Below are 17834 nucleotides of genomic sequence, written 5' to 3'. Positions count from 1 at the left end.
ACGAACATGAACATAACAAAAAAATCTTTCCTTCTACTATTAGTGTCTATCATGTGTATCAGTCTTGTTTTCATACCATCTTATCCAATCCAGGCTGCGGAAAGAAATTCCGTTCAGGTTTGGCTGACAGACATATCGGGCGACAAGTGGCTTGAACAACAGGACGATGTGTTATTCCAAACCGTGCAAACGACTAACCCGCTTACAATCAATGTCGACGCAAGCCGCAAGTATCAAGAAGTTCAAGGTTTTGGGGCGGGCATGACCGACTCTTCCGCTTGGCTAATCCGGAACAAGATGTCGGAATCCCAGCGCACGGAGCTGATGAGCAATCTGTTTGATCCTTCGTCAGGCATCGGTCTTAGCTTACTCCGCACTCCGATGGGCGCTACGGATTTCAATGCATCCGGGAATTACTCCTATGACGACATGCCGGCGGGAGAAACGGATCCGACGCTGGCGGGCTTCTCTATCGAGCATGATGAGGAGTACATCATTCCGGCTCTGAAGGAGGCTCTTTCGCTTAACCCTTCTATGAAAATCATGGCTACTCCGTGGAGCCCGCCAGGTTGGATGAAGACTTCCGATTCTATGATAGGAGGTACTCTTAAGGATGGGTACTATGATGAGCTCGCCAACTATTTTGTAAAGTACGTACAAGCTTACGAGAATACCGGTGTGCCAGTATCCTATGTTACGCCGCAAAATGAACCCATGGGCACTCCCACCTATCCCGGCATGTTTCTGTCCGCGTACCAGGAATCCGCGTTGATTAAGGAGATGGGCGAGGCGTTTGCGGCTAACCGTATTTCGACGAAGATTTTAGCTTGGGATCACAACTGGGATGTGCCTTCGTATCCCGAGAAGATATTTAGCGACTCTGAGGCCTCCAAGTACGCCGCCGGAACGGGATGGCACATCTATAGCGGCAACCCCATTTCACAAACTCTAGTCCACAACGACTATCCAGGAAAAGAAGTTTTTATCACGGAAGCAACGGGTGGTATTTGGCAAGCAAATGACCAGGAAGCGTTTTATGACTCGCTTCATACTTGGATTATCAATGGTATGCGTAATTGGGCGGACGGTGTGATTCTATGGAACATTGCACTTGACCCCGACAGGGGTCCGCTCAACAGCGATACGGATGGTGAAGCTTGGGTTCGCGGATTGCTTACCATTAATCCGGTTAACGGAGAAGTAACTAAGAATGTGGACTATTACGCACTCGCTCATGCCAGCAAGTTTGTAAAGACCGGAGCCTATCGCATTTACTCGAATACCTTCGGGGATGGAAGCGTAGAGAATGTTGCGTTCCAGAACCCGGATGGATCGAAGGTCCTGATTGCGTATAACTCGGGGATCGAGTCGAAGACCATCAGCGTTGCAGACGGAAAGCGATCATTCGAATACACCTTGAACGCCGGCGATGGCGTCACGTTTACGTGGTCGGGATCTAAGAAGAAAGGCAGTTCTCCTGCAGCGATTCATGTCTCGGATCCGACGCATGACTTTAGGTTTAAACCGAAGAAGAAATCCGCATCTGATTCGGCTATTATAACCTACGATCCGGCATTACTGGACTATCAGAATACCATCCCTGCCGAAAATAGCTTGATCACTTATTCCCTTCCGGTCGGAGCCTCTATCCAGACAGGAGGAAAATTGTTGGACCGAAGCGGGTGGACCGTCACGGCTTCGTCGAATTCGGTTGGGAATGGGTCCGGGGATGCGGCCGTGAACGCTATCGACGGCGATCTCGGCACAAGGTGGACCACCGGGCATGGGTTGAAGAACGGCGACTGGTATCAGGTCAATTTGGGAAGCCCTGCGAGCTTCGATCAAATCGTCCTTGAAAACGGCGTAAACAGTTCCTTCGACTACATGACTAAATATCAGGTTTATGTTTCAAATGACGGCGTCAATTGGAGCAGCGCGATTGCACAAGGCAGCGGGGTTATAGGAAAGATAACCATCACGGTGCCAACCCAGACGGCACAGTATATTCGCATCGTCAGTACCGGACAATCCGGTTTCTGGTGGTCCATCGGCGAGATCAATGTGTATGGGTCTTCGAGTGAAACCGGTTCGATCGCAGCTCCGACAAAGGTATCAAAAGGCCTCCAGCTGCAGAACTGGACCAGCACGGAAGGGGCGCAGGTTACCGTCGTATACAATGAGACCGGCAGCAGCCGGAATTTCCCGATAGGCTCATTTACCTATACGCTCCCTGACGGAACCTCGGCGATGTTCACAACGAAGGATTCGTCAAGCTTCCCGACACCGGCCTTCGGCAGTTTGACGCCGATCGAAGGCCTGGCGGGCTATAAGGTTACGATCGACGGCTCTAACTTCGGTAACGTACAGGGGCTGGGCACGGTGAATTTCGGATCGATCCCGGCTAATATTAGCAGCTGGTCAGATTCGAGCATCGTCGCTTACGTTCCGGACGGTCTTCAATCGGGAACGGTTGCGGTTTCTGTGTATGGAAGCAACGGATCGTACTCAGGCGGGTCTTCGTTCAATGTCAAAGGTCTACCCGCTGCGCTGTCGAAGACGGGTTGGACCGCAACGGCAACGGATATAAGTCCGTGGGGCGACGGTAATCCCGAAAACATGCTTGATGACAATGTAAACACTCGGTATAGCTCGGGAACTGGGCAGTACAATGGTCTTTCGTTTACAGTGGACATGGGGCAAACGCAGACTTTCAACAAGATTATGTTGGATTCCGGCAGCAGTATCGGTGACTATTCGCGAAGCGCAGACGTGTATGTATCTACGGATGGAACCGACTGGAACAAGGTTTCTTCCATAGTATCAGACGGCCAACAAGTCCAACTGGCAACCTTCAACACGCAGACGGCTCGTTACATCAAGGTCGTCAATACCGGCAGTGCGGGTACCTGGTGGTCAATCACAGAGTTTAACGTATACAACGCAGCTGCGGAAGATCCGACGGATGGGTAGTACCAGCTTCCGGTACAGGTCTGCGCTGCATCGAGACTGACAATATGTTTTGATTTCAGTGTAATAAAACCATCGTCCAACCCGGGCGATGGTTTTTTAGAACTTTATTTATCCTCAGATGAGTAGTGAGGTAAACCTCACTCGCTATGGGGCTGCCTTCTCGGGGAATGAGGTTTGCCTCATTAAATCCGCGCAGTTACTCGAATTATTCTAAATTAGTGAACTAAATCCCGACTTGTTCAATATTGGATTATCTATTCAAAAATAACTTGCAGGGCATGCTCGTTAATATCCAGCGACGGGTGCGAGGCATCCAAAACCGCTTCTCCGTTTACCCGCAGATTGCGGATCGTGACGCCGGCGACCGGCCGCTCGCCGCTGTAGCCGTATATACGCGACGGATTCGCGCCTTGGCCGTTGTATTCGATATTCCGGAGGACGATATTCTCGATCCGGTTGCCGGGTACGGGGTTGTAATCCTTGTTCCACACGACTCTGATATCGAAGAGGCGCCCAAGCTCGAAATGCTCCACGCGAATGTTGTCGTAGGTGACGTTGCGGACGGTGTTCAGGTCCCCCGCGTTGATCGCCATCGCTCCCTGATAATTTTCCTGCGGCTCGTGATGCTCGAGAATGTCGAGATTCTCGAAACGGATGTTCTCGATCGTATCGCCGCCGCGGCGATGGTCCCCATGCGTGCCGATCATAAGCGGATGCGCGACATCGGCCCAGAAGGTGGAATTGCGCACCGTGACGCCGCGCGTGTCGCCGTAGTAGTCCCACCGGCTGCCATAGATGGCGATACAGTCGTCCGAGGTGCGAAGGAACACGTCGTCGATATCGATGCCGCAGCTTGACATCATATCAATGCCGTCGCTCCAGCCCCGGCAGCTGAACGACTTGAAGTTGCGGATCCGGATATGCTCGGACTTGCCGATATAGATGCTGTAGTGCGGCGGGTTAAGCGTCGTGATGCCTTCAACCTCGATGTTGCTCGAGAATAAAATGCGAACGCCGCGGAATGCCGAGAAACGATGGAAGCCGGCAAGATACAGGATGCCGCGTCCGCGGATGGCAACGTTCTCTACATGGTCGCAGACCATCGAGCCGGCAACGGCCGCGCCTCCCGCAATATAGACTGTCTTGCCGGACGGAATGCGCAGAAGCGTCTCTTCGATATAATGCATCCCCGGCAGGAAGTACAAAATGCGCGGCTCCGAGCCTCCTTCAACCGGTGTCGTCAGCGGCCTCAGCAAATGCTCGGTGCGATGAATGCCGGGCTTAACGAGGAGGACATCCGGGTCATCGGGGCGGGGCGCGTCTTGTTCGATCGGATTGGCGAACAGGTGGAGATTGCCGAAGCGGTCGCCATTGACTTCAATCGACAGCTTGCAAGGCTTGTCCAGCAGGAAACGGAGCGTATTGTCCTTGTGCTCGAAGGATATGCCGCAGGATAACGGCCGAATAACAGCGGAATCGATGCTCCCTCCGTTCCAGGCAATTTCGATCTCGGCCGTGCCGTCCATATCGAACGCGGCCATCGAGGCTTTCCGGACTTGATGCATATCTACGAGAGCCTCGAACGTTTGTAAAGTATGCCACTGTCCGCCAAGTGTTCGGACGCGTACCGAATAATCGCTAAGCAGCGGAACTCCCTGCAGCTCCGGATAAGAGATAATTGTCATATGCAGCCTCCGAGAATGATAGATTTGGAATCGTATAGATCTACTTTAATACATTCCCAGGCATGCTGCGATACCGAAAGGCCATCTCGTTAAAAAACTGCTATAACTTCTTAAATTAACCCCCAGACGGAAAAAGCGCCTGCCTTCAAGTTAGTTTTATGCACGTATTCCTTAGTTTCATCCATCGCTATGCGATGAATACGCTTTTATAATCGGAGTAGCGGATACGCGCGGTCAGGTAAGGGAGGCAGCGCGGTATTCGGTTGGCGAGAAATTGGTTTCCTTGCGAAAAAATTTGGTGAAATGGTTCGTATCCTTAAAGCCGGTCCGGTCCGCGATCTCCTTAATGCTTAGTCCGGTCGTGGTCAGGAGCTGCCTCGCCCGGTCGGCCCGTTTGCGATTGACGTATTTTAACGGCGGCATGCCAAAGTGCTTTTTGAAATACGCGATGAAGTAATTGGGATGAAGATGAACGGCGTCCGCCATTTGGTCGATGCTAATGCTAGTATGGAGACGGCTGTCGATATATTGCTGGATCACGTTCAGGCGGTTCATCTCCTCCGTCCGGTGCTGAAGGACGCGGATCGGCACGCTGCTCAGGAAGTGGCATACGATTTCCAGAAGCAGCGACTTCTCCCGGAGCCGGGCGACGATGGAGCTCTGCCGATGCCATTCAATCAGCTCCTGGAACATGCTTAGCATGCGTGTCTTGTCAGCCGCTTCGATGCACAGAGGAACGCCGATCCACCGGAACAGGTCGAAGGGGCCGGCCGTTATGGTGAAATGGCACCAATATTTCAGATAAGGGCGGTTGTTCAGCGCAGAGAAGGAGACTTTCGCATGAGAAGGCGTAAGAAACAGCTGGCCGGGCTGCGGATAATAATCGTCGCCGCCGATCCGAATCCAGCCTTCCCCCTCGCATATGAAATACAGCTTATTGTATTCGGGGACGGAATCCGTCTCGCCCCAGCCGTTCGATACCTGCGTCTTTGAGGCGACGAGCAGCTCGATTTGCAGCGCTTGCAGCAAATCGGATAACGCATTTTGTTCGTATTCATTGATCACTTGCGCCACCTGCATCCGACAGAATTTAAACCCATAGTTTAATAGTAATGCTTTGCTCTATCAAATCCTAGCCTATCGATGAAATGGGGAGAAGAAAATGGCGGTTCAGCTTGAAAATCGCATTTGGTATAAACAGCCTGCCGAAGCTTGGGAAGAGGCGCTTCCGGTAGGAAACGGCAAGCTTGGCGGCATGGTATTCGGCAATCCGGTGAAGGAACGTATGGCGCTGAACGAGGACAGCGTCTGGTACGGAAGTCCGCGCGACCGGAATAATCCGGATGCCCTTCCGAACTTGGAGCGGATCCGCGGTCTGCTGAAAGAGGGCCGGCTGCAGGAAGCGCAGGAGCTGTCGGTGACGGCCCTGTCCGGCGTGCCGGAGACGCAGCGGCATTACATGCCGCTCGGTGATTTGCAGCTCTCCTTCCGCTACAAGGCAGCGGATGAGGTGCTCGGCTATTCGCGGGAGCTTGATCTCGCAAGCGGCATTGCAAGCGTAAGCTATTCGAAGGGTCCGGTGAATTACCGCAGGGAGACGTTCGCCAGCTTCCCGGACGAGGCGATCGTAACCCGGCTGACGGCGGACCAGGGCGGAAGCATCAGCTTTACGGCCCGTCTGCTTCGCGGACGTAACCGTTATTACGATGAGCTCGTGAAAGCGGATGACTGCACGATCGTCATGCGAGGCAATTGCGGCGGTGCCGGAGGCTCGGACTTTCGCGCCGCCTTGCGCGCGGTAGCCGAAGGCGGCACGGTGACGATCGTCGGCGAGCATCTTATCGTGGAGGGTGCGGACAGCGTCACGCTGCTGCTCACGGCGGCGACAACGTTCCGCCACTCGGAGCCCGAGTCGTATGTCATTCGAACGGGCACAGACGCGGCCAAATGGGACTATGAAACGCTCAAGCTCCGCCATACGCAGGATTTCACCGCGCTCTCGTCCCGTTCCGCGCTTCGCTTGGCGACTGGGGACGAGGCGAGTAAATTGCCGACGGATGAGCGGTTGAAACTTGTCCAAAGCGGCGCGCAGGATATCGGGCTAACGGCGCTTTATTATCATTACGGCCGTTACTTGCTGATCTCGAGCAGCCGGCCGGGCTCGCTGCCGGCCAATCTGCAGGGGATCTGGAATGAGCTGATGCTGCCGCCATGGGACAGCAAATATACGATCAATATCAATACGCAAATGAACTACTGGCCGGCAGAGCCGGGCAATCTGGCCGAATGCCATGAGCCCTTGTTCGAATTGATCGAGCGGATGCGGGAGCCGGGCAGGTTGACGGCCCGAACGATGTACGGCTGCGGCGGCTTCGTTGCCCATCACAATACCGATATTTGGGGCGATACAGCGCCGCAGGATCTTTATTTGCCGGCTACCTATTGGCCGATGGGAGCTGCTTGGCTCTGCCTTCACTTGTGGGAGCATTACGAGTTCGGGCTGGACCTTGGCTTCCTTGAACGGGCTTATCCCGCATTGAAGGAATCGGCGCAATTTTTCGCGGATTTCTTGACGGAGACGGCAGACGGCCAGCTGGTGACGAACCCGTCCGCGTCGCCGGAGAATACGTACATTTTGCCAAACGGCGAGTCAGGGACGTTATGCATCGGGCCGTCCATGGACAGCCAGATTTTGTTCGAGCTGTTCACGGCATGCATCGAGGCGGCATCGCAGCTCGGGATTGACGAACAGGAGCAGATGCTTTGGAAGCGGCTGAGAGAACAGCTGCCGCAGCCTGCCGTCGGCAAGCACGGCCAAATGCTGGAATGGATGGAGGATTACGAGGAGGCGGAGCCGGGCCATCGTCATATCTCTCATTTGTTTGCTCTTCATCCGGGCAAGCGCTTCTCGGTAAGAGGCACGCCGGAATGGGCGGCTGCTTCCCGGGTCACGCTTGAGCGGCGCCTGGCGAACGGAGGCGGCCATACCGGCTGGAGCCGTGCCTGGATTATTAACTTCTGGGCAAGGCTGGAGGACGGCGAGAAGGCCTTCGAGAATATGCAAGCGCTGCTTAGTCACTCCACGCTGCCGAACATGCTGGATAATCATCCGCCGTTCCAAATCGACGGCAACTTCGGCGGGGCGGCCGGCATCTCGGAGATGCTGCTGCAAAGCCATACCGGCGAAATTCATTTGCTGCCTGCCCTGCCTGCCGCATGGGCGGAAGGCGAAATCAAGGGCTTGCGGGCCAGAGGCGGCTTTGAGCTGGATATCCGCTGGTCGAAGGGGATGCTTGCGGAAGCGCGCGTTCGTGCCGGCGTGGATCGCAGCTGTACGATCCGAACGGGTATCCGCGTGTCCGTAATGGAGAACGGAATGGAGGTCGCTGCGGCCGGCGCCACGGATGAAACGGTATCGTGGGCAGCCCGCTCAGGCTGCGAGTATGTCCTTACCCCGCGTTAGGGATTAGTGAAATAGAGCGCTGACCGGCGAATGCCGGCGCGCTCTATTTGGTCTTGTTTATGTGGTTTACTTAAGCGGCGGCTTTACCGATGAACCCGGACAGGCAGACAAGTCAACGTTTGTCCGGCCGCGGACGGAGTCAGGTTCTCCTCCGGTTTAAAGCCGTGAACCGGTTCGATTCGGGAAAAATAATCCATAAACATGCCTATGCCCATGTTTGCCTCCAATCGGGCCAGCGGAGCGCCTAAACAGAAGTGGGGACCGTTACCAAACGTCAAATGTTTTTTATTGTTGGGACGATGGATATTCAAGGTAAAAGGGTCTTCAAATACCTCTTCGTCCATATTGGCCGCACTCATCCACGCGACCACGACATCGCCCTCTTTTATTTCAACGCCCAGCAGATTATTGTCTTTTTTCACGGTCCGATCCATTTTGGCTATGTTAAACCGATAACGAAGCATTTCTTCTACCGTATTCGGAAGAAGCTCCCGGTTAGCCTGAACCTCCGCGTAAATCTCGTTGTTATCGTATAAGAAGGAGTAGAACGTACTGGACAGCAGATGACTCGTCGTTTCAATGCCTGCTCCAAGAATAAACATGGTCGTTCTGACAATCTCGTCATCTGATAGTTTGTCCCCGTCAACCTCAACCCGAATCAGGTCTGAGATGATGTCGTCGGTCAAATTCGACCGTTTCTGAACGATATGAGGATACAGGTAGTTGTAATATTCCTTCGCGGCGTGCCGTTTCCGATCATTGACGTCCTCCGCATTATTTTTGGGCAGCGGAAGAAATAAATCGTCTACCCAACCTTTAAACAACAGCCGGTCCTGAGAAGGAACGCCTAGCAGGTCAGCTATGACAATCGTGGGCAGTGCGCCGGCAAAGTCCTTGACGACGTCGATGACTGAAGCATCCCCCATATCCTTTAGCAGCTGGTTTATAATTTCCTGAATGCGAGGTTCCCAAAGTTTTAAGCTGCGCGGAGTAAAAGCTGCGGAGATCAGGGTACGGCTTTTCAGGTGTTCCGGCGGATCGGATTCAAGATTGATTTTGCTCATATGTTGGCCTTCTTCGTTATCGGCGCCAACGCTGATAGTTGTACGCTTCCTTACGTTGGAGAAATGTTCATAATCGCTCAGCACTCTTTTGACATCATGATAACGAAATACATTCCAAGTATCGGTCGCTTTGTTGTAACTGACAGGCTCATTCCGCAATTTGTGCTTATACCAGTCATACGGGTTGAATTCTTCCATTGGCGATTGAAATTGAGTGATTTCCTCTAAAGAAATGATTTCATCTTTCATACTTTCCCCTCCAATTTGAATATGTTAAATTAACTTATGTTAATGTAACATATAATGAGGGGTTGGGGATACTTTCCAATGACCTATGACCAAAGATATAACCGCGGCATCATTCTTATCGAATTTTGGTTGAAGAGATAATCCGGAGTTGTTATGCTGGGATTCAGGAAAGAGCTAAAATAGACGACGAGAGGGCAGAGCGTTAATGTATATTGAACTACTTATTCTCCTTCAGATCGAAAAGGCCCCTAAACATGGCTATGAGATAAAAAAAGAAATACAAAAGGATCTCGGTTATATGATGGATGTCAATCACAACCTGTTATATCCCACGTTGCGCCGTTTTGCGGAAGAAGGGATTATAACTAAAAAATTGAATCAGCAGGAAGGTAAACTTAATCAGTACGTGTATGAAATTACAGAAGAAGGGAAACGGAAAATTGCTAATCTTATTAATGAGTTCACCGAGAAAGACGCAAAGCATCAAATCGATTTCATGATTCGAGTATTTCTATTTGATCATATCTCTCAAGATAACCGGCTTCGTATATTGAATATGAGAAAAATAGACCTTGAAGGCCTGTTAGCCGATATTGAGAAAAGGCAGGAAAACGACGCAAACGATTTATACCGGCAAGAAGTTATCCAATACTCGATAACCCAGGTGAGGGGAGAACTGATATGGATCGATGAGCTGATTCGCAAAACAGAAGGGTGGGTTTGATTTACAACCCGGCCTCTTCATGAGACCGGGTTGCTGATTGCGTGGACTTACTCCTTCTTCGCTCTTGGCGCGCTTTCGAATCCAATCGACTTGTGCGTGCCGTCGCAGAACGGCTTGTTGCCTGATCCTCCGCACCGGCACAGCGAGAACGATTCTTTGTGCTCGAACGGGTTGCCTTCTGCGTCTATCAGTTCGACCGGTCCCGTCACCCGAAGCGATCCGTTGTCATTCACTTTGATCGTCACTTTGTTTTCATCTGCCATGAGTTTGCCTCCTATGTATGATCGTTATTACAAGTATAACCAGCAATCGCGTGAAAATGCCGAGTTTGTTTACTTTTGGCAGATTAACGCAACAAAGCGTCCACAATTAGCTGTTTGTACTGAATTAACGTTCGCCATCAGCGTAACATAGCAATCCATAGGTAACGTAACTGGGCCGGATGGCCAGTGATTCCCGCCACTTGCTTATTAATTGGTATTTTCTAAAATATTTCGTATTTTGTCCGTATAAATTTCATCCAGACGCTCTGTACTGTATTTAAAATTCTCCATACTGGATACTTTGGGGATCTTCCTATTTACAAGCTGACTGTCAAGCTCTTCAATGATTAAATACTCATCGTCTGCTTCTTTTTTCATTCCGCCGAGATCCGTTAAATCAATTTTTGAACCGTCTTTTAATTCTATGATGTAATAAAAGTCGTCCTTTGAACGACTAAACGGTAAATATTGTTCCTTACCATACACGCCTGTGTTAATCATTACAACATCATTGTAGTTATACTGTCTTCCCCATGGTAAAAGGAATGAATAATCAATAATCTTATTATTGGTTACAACAGTCACCGCAGTGACAATGATGTAAAACAGGGCAATGTTGAGGATGATAAATAGAGGGAAAATTTGTTTTCTGTGTTTTTTAATAAAACTATCTTTAGAACTCCTGAATTCCTTATGAAATAGATAGAAGAATCCTGCGAATAGATATATCTCATAAATAAACACTAGCCTTGAAGCAGGATATTTGAAAATCCACATTAAATACTCTTCAGGCACAAATAATTTTTCTTGGACTTGTACAATCAATATATAAATCCCGATTGTTAATGCAACAATGGAGATTAGTGATAGTATATAAAGAAAAATCTTTTTTGTTTTTTTCAAAATAATAATCCGCCTCGCTTAATTCTTGACTTGAGAGTTAAAATTCCCACCTTACACCTGCACTTCCAGGCTTATCAGTTAACTTCCCTTAAGTTTGGAAAAATATTCATTTGCACCAGAGCGGAGGCGGATGCTGCCCTTTACCGCGTTGAAAGCGGATAATCGAGGCGGTGTTCCATTGTTTCGACCCCTTCATTTATGGGATAATGATGAGCGTAACGTCATTATGAATGGAGATCGTCAATGAATAGTAGCATTAAGAAAAAAGCGGATCTTGCGCTGATTTGCTCGGGGATCGGGATTTTGGCGGCATTTCCCTTTCATGACCATTTTATCGGCGGGCTGCTGTTCTCGCTGTTCAGCGCGGCTGCGATCGGCGGTTTAGCGGACTCGTTCGCGGTAAGCGCATTGTTCGGCAACCCGCTTCGCATCAAATGGCCGATATGGATGGGAACGAATATCATATCCCGCAACCGGGAGAGACTGATCGGCGAGCTCGTCGCCATGGTGCAGAACGAGCTGTTGACCATTCCTAATATTAAGGAGAGGCTCGACGAATACAATATTGCGGACGTCTTCGTGACCTATTTAAAGGAGCACGGAGGGGAGCAGGGAATTAATGAAATTTTGCAGCAGCTGGCCGACGACGTCATTACGACGATCGATCTGAAGGAGCTGGCGGGGACGGTTCAAACGTTTATTCTCGAGCATGCCGATACGATCGGGGTGTCTGATCTTGCGGCCGACATTGGCGAGTGGACGATCCGTAACCGGTACGATGACAGAATCATTGCGTTTATCATTCCGGAGCTCATCAAGATCGTCAAATCCGCCCCGTTCCGTACGGTCATCGGGCAAATCGTCGATTCCGCGATCCGCTCCTATGAAGGGGATCAATTCAGAAGAAAGCTGATTGATTATACGGCCGGGCTGGATACGGCGACTATCAGCGTGAAAATTCAGGATTGGCTTGTGCGGTTCTTTACCCAATTGGCATCCGAGGAGCATCCGCATCGGCAGCAGATGAAGCAGTATTTCGAACGGTTTGTCACTCGGCTGAGAACGGACGAGCCGCTTCGCTACCGGATCGAGGAAGGCAAGACGAAACTGCTTCAATCGGTGAAGCAGGAAATGAAATTGGACGACTATATTCAGTCGGGTCTCGAGAAGCTTCGGGCAGCCGCCGCGGCAAATGCGGAGTCCGAGCAGGAAAGATACCCATGGATTAAAGTCAGGGTTCGGCAGGGCGTCGCTTATTTGGCGGAGAATGAGCCGCTGCAGGCTCGTCTTGACCGTTATGTGAAGGCAACGCTTCTCAAATGGTTGGAAAATAAGCATTCGTATATCGGCAAGGCGGTTACGGATAAGCTGAACAGCTTCTCCGAGGAGCAGCTTATTCTGCTGGCGAAGGAAAAGGCGGGGCGCGATTTGCAATATATCCGGATTAACGGAATCGGAGTCGGTGCGCTGGTCGGCGCTATTCTGCACCTGGCGACCTTCTGGATAGGGGGCTAGCAAGACAATGGCAATGAGAAAAAAAGCAAACCTGAGCCTTCTTCTGCTTGCCCTGCTGTTCGTCTGCGCCGCATGCAGCGTATATGTTTTCCCGGATCAATGGTGGGCGCGCATGCTTCTCTATACGACGGAAGCCGGGCTTGTCGGCGCACTGGCCGATTTATTCGCCGTTACCGTCTTATTCCGGCATCCGTTCGGATGGAAATGGATTCCGCATACGGCGATTATTCCGAGAAACCGCGATAAACTGATCGAGGGCGTTGCCCAAATGGTGGAGCAGCAGCTGCTCAGCCAGGATTTGTTGAAGGAAAAGGTCAAGCAGATCTCCCTTGTCGAGGCGGCGATTGCCTGGATCGACCGGCGGCCGGCAGCGGCGGTAGCGGAACAGGGCTGGACGCTGCTGTCCAATCTGCTGGCGAAGCTGGATTTGAAGGGTTTATCGGTCCTTCTGGATGAGCAAGCCCGCAGAGGAATTAGCAATATCAATCTGTCTCCCTATGCCGGCAAAGCGCTCAAGTGGGTGATGGATAACGGCGATTTTCAAAGCTGGATGAGCCAGCTTGTGGAATACGCGTCGTCGCGCGTCTCCGGCGAAGAGACGAAGGCCGTTATCCGGGAAATGCTTGCGAGAGAGAAAGAGAAATACGTAAATCAAGGCGGCGTTTTCTCCAAATGGCTGAAGAAGATGGCCGTAGAAATTGCGGAATCGGCGAATGCGCTTAATTTGGACGATGCGGCGAACGCGCTGTATGACGATCTGCAGAAGCTGCTGCAAGATTTGCGCAACCCGCAGCATGAGCTTCGGGTGCTGGTGGAGAAGATGATGTACCAGCTGGCCGAGCATTTGCAAACTCGCGAGGACGTTGTTGAAGCGGTTAACGCCTGGCGCGACGAAGTGATCGGTCAAATCTCGCTGCTGCCGTCCATCGAGGCTATTCTCGGCAATTTCAGGCGGCTGTTGACGGAGGATACGGGCATGCAGCTTGCTGCAGCGGATCGGCATTCGGTAAACCAATCCGACCTGAAGCAATTAATTAACCGGTTCATTGCTTCCTATTGGGAATGGTTCAAATCGGATGAAGAGACGAAGGGCTGGCTGGAGCAGTATGCCCAGACCTTCGTTCGCAAAATCATAGAAACGGAGCATGCGATGATCGGGGTTATCGTCCGGACGACGCTGGACCGGTTCACCGAGCAGCGGCTCGTTCATTTCATCGAAAGCAAGGTGGAGACCGATCTGCAGCGGATCCGACTGAACGGAGCGTACATCGGTGCCGCTCTCGGCGCTGCATTCTATATTGTGCTGTACGGTATTTACGAGCCGCTGCTTCAATTGCTGTAGCGGACTGTCCTTTTAAAACGCCTTTCCAGGGGCGTTTTTTTGCTGTTCTCTTTTGTTCAAAAGTATATATCGCACCAGGTAGGAGAGAATTCGTAACAGAGATCTTTTCATAGGGGGAGAGGGAGCGATGAATGCTTTTCTGCAAGAGGTAAAAGACGCACTTGGTAGAAATGACGATTTCTTCGTGCAGCGGCAAACGCTCCTGGAGCAGCAGGTTACGATATTCGGTTTCGCGACGCTTGTCGACGTAACATCAACCTTATCGATATTCATAGAGCAGGAATTAAGCGCCCGTGCCTCCCTTATGGAGGCGGACGCCTTTTGGCATACGCTCGGGACTGTAGAGGAGACCAACGTCCGGACGGCAGTCAGCGCCATTCAGCAAGGGTGTGTCATCTTATATCTCGTTGACAGAAATCGGATGATCGTCGTCGACGCCGCACAGAAGGAGCTTACCCGGTCGATCGATCTTCCGTCGAATGAAAATATTCTTCAAGGACCGTCAAGCTCATTCATTGAAGATATCGATACGAACATCGGACTTATACGCAAGCAGCGAAGCGCAGCCAGCATGCGCGTAAGAACCTTCGCAACGGGCAGGGAGCAGCGGAAGAAGCTGACGCTCATTTATGATGAAGTCTATGCTGAACCGGCAATGATTCGCGAAATGATCGGTCAGATCGAGGACCATTCGGACATGGAGATTAACCATATCCAACATGTCTCGAAATTAATGGGCTTTCCGAAATGGCAGGCGATTCCCAAATGGAATACAACGGAGCTGCCGCAGGAGGCCGTCAGCGCATTGCTGAAGGGGAAGGTCGTCCTGTTCGTTGACAGGATTCCGTTTGCGCTGGTTCTTCCCAATCTGCTGTGGGATATGTTCGCGCTGGATAATGACCGGAATTATTCGCTTCCTATCATGGTCATTATTCGGTCGATTCGACTAGTCGGCGTATTATTGACCTTGCTCGCCCCTGGCTTCTACGTCGCTCTCGTGGCCGTCAATCCCGAAGTGCTGCGTATTGAAATGGCCTTAAGCGTAGCGCAAAGCAGGGAGGGGGTCCCGTATCCGGCCATCGTGGAAATGTTGATCATGCTTGTGATTTTGGAACTCATCATTGAAGCAAGCGCGAGATTGCCGAAGAGCATCGGACCAACCCTTACGATGGTGGGAGGCATTATTATCGGACAGGCGGTCGTGACGGCAAGACTCGTAAGCAATCTGCTCATCATAATCCTTGCGGCGACGACAATTGCCAATTCGACGGTGGTCGGGTTTCAGAATTCGCTGTCCATCCGGATGTTTAAGTATGTCATCGTCATTCTCGCGGCCCTTTATGGCGTTCTTGGCATTATGGCGGGCATGGTGCTGCTTAGCGCGTACATGGCCAGTCTTCGTACCTTCGGCGTTCCCTATCTCAACCTCAGCTGTAAAAAGGGTGAAATGAAGCATGGATAAAAGCCTGCATGTGGGATTAACGTTTTTTCTGACACAGCTGGGCATCATTTTTTTTATTTATCCCGAGCATATTATCGCAAGCTCGAGCGAAGGGCACTGGCTTCCCATTCTTGCGGGCGCGGCCGCGAATCTGATCGTCATGGCGGTCTATATGAAAGGCTTGGGTTATTTTTCAAATCAGGATATTATCAGCATTTATACGAACGTCGGCAAGAGCGCGGCCGTCTTGTTTCTGGTACCGGTTATTTTCTATTTGTACATGGTGAATGTCATTGCGGTTCGCGCTTTTGCGGAAATCATTACCATCGTTTTTCTGTCCAATACGCCGATATGGGCGGTTACGGGACTGCTGCTGTTCATTTCAACCTATATTGCAGCGAACGGCATTGCTTCAATTTTTCGAACGGGCGTGCTGCTGGCTATCCTGTTTCTGCCTTCGATCGGCTTTATTTTGACGATTTCGTTTCAAAACGTGGATTGGCACTATATCCTGCCGCTTATAGAAAAGCGATTCGAATTTCTGACCAGTATCTCTTATATGAAGAGCTTCTACGTGTTTGCAACCAGCTTTCTGTTCTTAGGTTTTGTACAGCCGGAGATCACGTATTCCAGCAAAAAGCTGCTCCTTGCCGCCTTGTCGCTTATTCCTTTTTTGTTGCTTGCCGTCTATATTCCGGTACTTACCTTCGGCCGATCGACCGCATCAACGTTCAAGTTTCCATTTGTGATGTTAGTCGGCACGATACATGTCAATTGGCTCATGTTTGACCGGGTCACTTTGTTTCTGTTGCTTAGCCTCATTACGTTCACGATGCTGTTTATCGCTTTGCTCATATGGCAGATGAGCCGCATGATCAGCCGCCCGCTTCCTAAGGTGAAACCGGTTTATTTGCTGCTGTTTATATCAGCCGTTACTTACATCGGCTGTATCATGATCCCGAATTGGCAGGATGTCGAGGAACTCTTTATATGCAATATGGTTTTGCGGATCTATGTGTGGCTGATCATTCCTTTCTCCATCTATTTCTTGGGGCTTCGGGAAAAGAGGAAAAGAAGCTATGAACCTACGTAAGCGGATCATCAAAGGACTGATCGTTCTCACCCTTGCCCTGCCGTTAAGCGGCTGCTGGGACAACATCGACATTAATCACCGCGTGCTTCCGGTTGTCTTGGGCATCTCGAAGTCGGAAGGCATCTTTCACGTGTTCCTGCAAATATCAGAACCCGTTACTGACAGGATTCGGATTAAAATCGTGTCGGGAAGCGGGAGAACCATTACGCATGCCATTGATAGGCTCAGCATGAACATGGAAGAGCATGTCGATCTGCTTCATGTGAAAATCGTTCTGCTGGACAAGCAGTTCGCCATGGAAGGGATGAGCGAAAGCATCGTCGATTTCATGCGGGCGAGGGATATTTCCCCTAAAGCTCTTGTCGCCATATGCGACGAGGATTTGCCCTCTTTTTTTGACAAGGTAAAAAAAGGGCTGGAGTCGCAAGGAACCATCCTATTCGATTTCTTTGAGAAAAACGCGGGCTGGAATCCGCAAATCTCCTTGACAAGGGTATGGCAGGTATATCGCAGCATTCATTCATTCACGCGGGATGTCGCCATTCCGATTGTCCGTTCCGGGAAGACAACGGCTATTGAGCATATCGGGTCGGCTGTTATCAAGAACGGGCGAATGGTCGCGCGGATTAGTCCGAGCGAGACGTTATTGTTCAATGCTTTCAACGGGGAGAGCACGCAGGGAAGCATCGAAGTGATGAACCATGCCAGCGTGCTGATCACCGCCAATACGATGCGTAACACAAGCAGCATGATTGGCGACACGCCTTATATGAAGAGTACGATTCGGTTAAAGGTCGTATTGCTCGAGACGAGGGGCCAACCGACGAACGAAATGATCAGGGAAGAACTGGACAAACTGCTTACGGAACGGTTTAACGCCATGTTCGGGAAAATCCAAGCCGTTAAAGCCGATATTCTCGGTCTCGGACAATTTTACAGGCATATCATTCCGCGGGAAAGCTTGGCCGATTGGCGGGAGGAATATTACCCCCGTCTGCAGCTAGAGATGCACATCGAGACGAATATTCAAAATACAGGGTTTTTAAATACGCCCTAGATTGTTCTTTATAAAGAATGGGTGGCATGCTATAGTAGAGGGGTTACTTGATGCAGAAACGGGAG

At 50.8% G+C, this 17834-nt stretch carries 13 protein-coding genes; 8 read left to right on the top strand and 5 right to left on the bottom strand.

All coding sequences use genetic code 11. From position 1 onward, the window contains the following. Nucleotides 1-6: 6 nt before the first annotated feature. Nucleotides 7-2970, top strand: a complete 2964-nt coding sequence (locus tag H581_RS36620; RefSeq protein ID WP_051251162.1) for a discoidin domain-containing protein — start codon at nucleotides 7-9, stop codon at nucleotides 2968-2970. A gap of 254 nt (nucleotides 2971-3224) precedes the next feature. On the opposite strand, the gene H581_RS0121005 is transcribed toward H581_RS36620, so the two are convergent. Beyond that, nucleotides 3225-4655: a glycosyl hydrolase family 28 protein gene (locus tag H581_RS0121005; RefSeq protein WP_028611723.1), complete on the bottom strand. Its 1431-nt coding sequence runs from the start codon at nucleotides 4653-4655 to the stop codon at nucleotides 3225-3227. A 234-nt stretch (nucleotides 4656-4889) separates the two neighbouring features. Next, entirely contained in the window at nucleotides 4890-5720 is an 831-nt protein-coding gene (locus H581_RS0121000; RefSeq protein ID WP_028611722.1) for an AraC family transcriptional regulator, read from the bottom strand. 97 nt (nucleotides 5721-5817) lie between these two features. Between H581_RS0121000 and H581_RS0120995 the strand changes: the two genes are divergently transcribed. After that, complete coding sequence (locus tag H581_RS0120995; RefSeq protein WP_028611721.1) at nucleotides 5818-8118, top strand: glycoside hydrolase family 95 protein; 2301 nt, start codon at nucleotides 5818-5820, stop codon at nucleotides 8116-8118. A gap of 83 nt (nucleotides 8119-8201) precedes the next feature. Here H581_RS0120995 and H581_RS0120990 read toward each other — a convergent pair whose 3' ends face one another. Continuing rightward, complete coding sequence (locus H581_RS0120990) at nucleotides 8202-9431, bottom strand: cytochrome P450 (protein ID WP_028611720.1); 1230 nt, start codon at nucleotides 9429-9431, stop codon at nucleotides 8202-8204. Nucleotides 9432-9636: 205 nt separating this feature from the next. Between H581_RS0120990 and H581_RS0120985 the strand changes: the two genes are divergently transcribed. Further along, on the top strand, nucleotides 9637-10155 hold the full coding sequence (locus H581_RS0120985) for a PadR family transcriptional regulator (protein WP_028611719.1): 519 nt from the start codon (nucleotides 9637-9639) through the stop codon (nucleotides 10153-10155). Between the two features lie 47 nt (nucleotides 10156-10202). Here H581_RS0120985 and H581_RS0120980 read toward each other — a convergent pair whose 3' ends face one another. Together H581_RS0120980 and H581_RS0120975 are read right to left on the bottom strand one after the other, a co-directional pair. Next, nucleotides 10203-10418, bottom strand: a complete 216-nt coding sequence (locus H581_RS0120980) for a CDGSH iron-sulfur domain-containing protein (RefSeq protein ID WP_028611718.1) — start codon at nucleotides 10416-10418, stop codon at nucleotides 10203-10205. A gap of 207 nt (nucleotides 10419-10625) precedes the next feature. After that, nucleotides 10626-11321: a hypothetical protein gene (locus H581_RS0120975; protein WP_036719532.1), complete on the bottom strand. Its 696-nt coding sequence runs from the start codon at nucleotides 11319-11321 to the stop codon at nucleotides 10626-10628. 243 nt (nucleotides 11322-11564) lie between these two features. Between H581_RS0120975 and H581_RS0120970 the strand changes: the two genes are divergently transcribed. The 5 genes from H581_RS0120970 (at nucleotide 11565) to H581_RS0120950 (ending at nucleotide 17769) form a co-directional block, all read left to right on the top strand. Beyond that, nucleotides 11565-12836 carry a DUF445 domain-containing protein gene (locus H581_RS0120970; RefSeq protein ID WP_028611716.1) on the top strand — a complete coding sequence of 424 codons (1272 nt, stop codon included), beginning with the start codon at nucleotides 11565-11567 and terminating at the stop codon, nucleotides 12834-12836. Between the two features lie 7 nt (nucleotides 12837-12843). Next, nucleotides 12844-14178 carry a DUF445 domain-containing protein gene (locus H581_RS0120965; RefSeq protein ID WP_028611715.1) on the top strand — a complete coding sequence of 445 codons (1335 nt, stop codon included), beginning with the start codon at nucleotides 12844-12846 and terminating at the stop codon, nucleotides 14176-14178. Between the two features lie 127 nt (nucleotides 14179-14305). Then, nucleotides 14306-15640 carry a spore germination protein gene (locus H581_RS0120960; protein WP_028611714.1) on the top strand — a complete coding sequence of 445 codons (1335 nt, stop codon included), beginning with the start codon at nucleotides 14306-14308 and terminating at the stop codon, nucleotides 15638-15640. Beyond that, entirely contained in the window at nucleotides 15633-16712 is a 1080-nt protein-coding gene (locus H581_RS0120955) for a GerAB/ArcD/ProY family transporter (protein ID WP_036719529.1), read from the top strand. Before H581_RS0120960 ends, H581_RS0120955 begins: the two co-directional genes overlap by 8 nt. Continuing rightward, nucleotides 16699-17769: a Ger(x)C family spore germination protein gene (locus H581_RS0120950; RefSeq protein ID WP_028611712.1), complete on the top strand. Its 1071-nt coding sequence runs from the start codon at nucleotides 16699-16701 to the stop codon at nucleotides 17767-17769. Before H581_RS0120955 ends, H581_RS0120950 begins: the two co-directional genes overlap by 14 nt. Nucleotides 17770-17834: the final 65 nt, after the last annotated feature.

Source organism: Paenibacillus harenae DSM 16969, from assembly GCF_000422465.1.
Lineage (GTDB): Bacteria > Bacillota > Bacilli > Paenibacillales > Paenibacillaceae > Pristimantibacillus > Pristimantibacillus harenae.
Note: the sequence above shows the minus strand (reverse complement) of the source record. Positions and strands in the feature narration are given on the sequence as shown.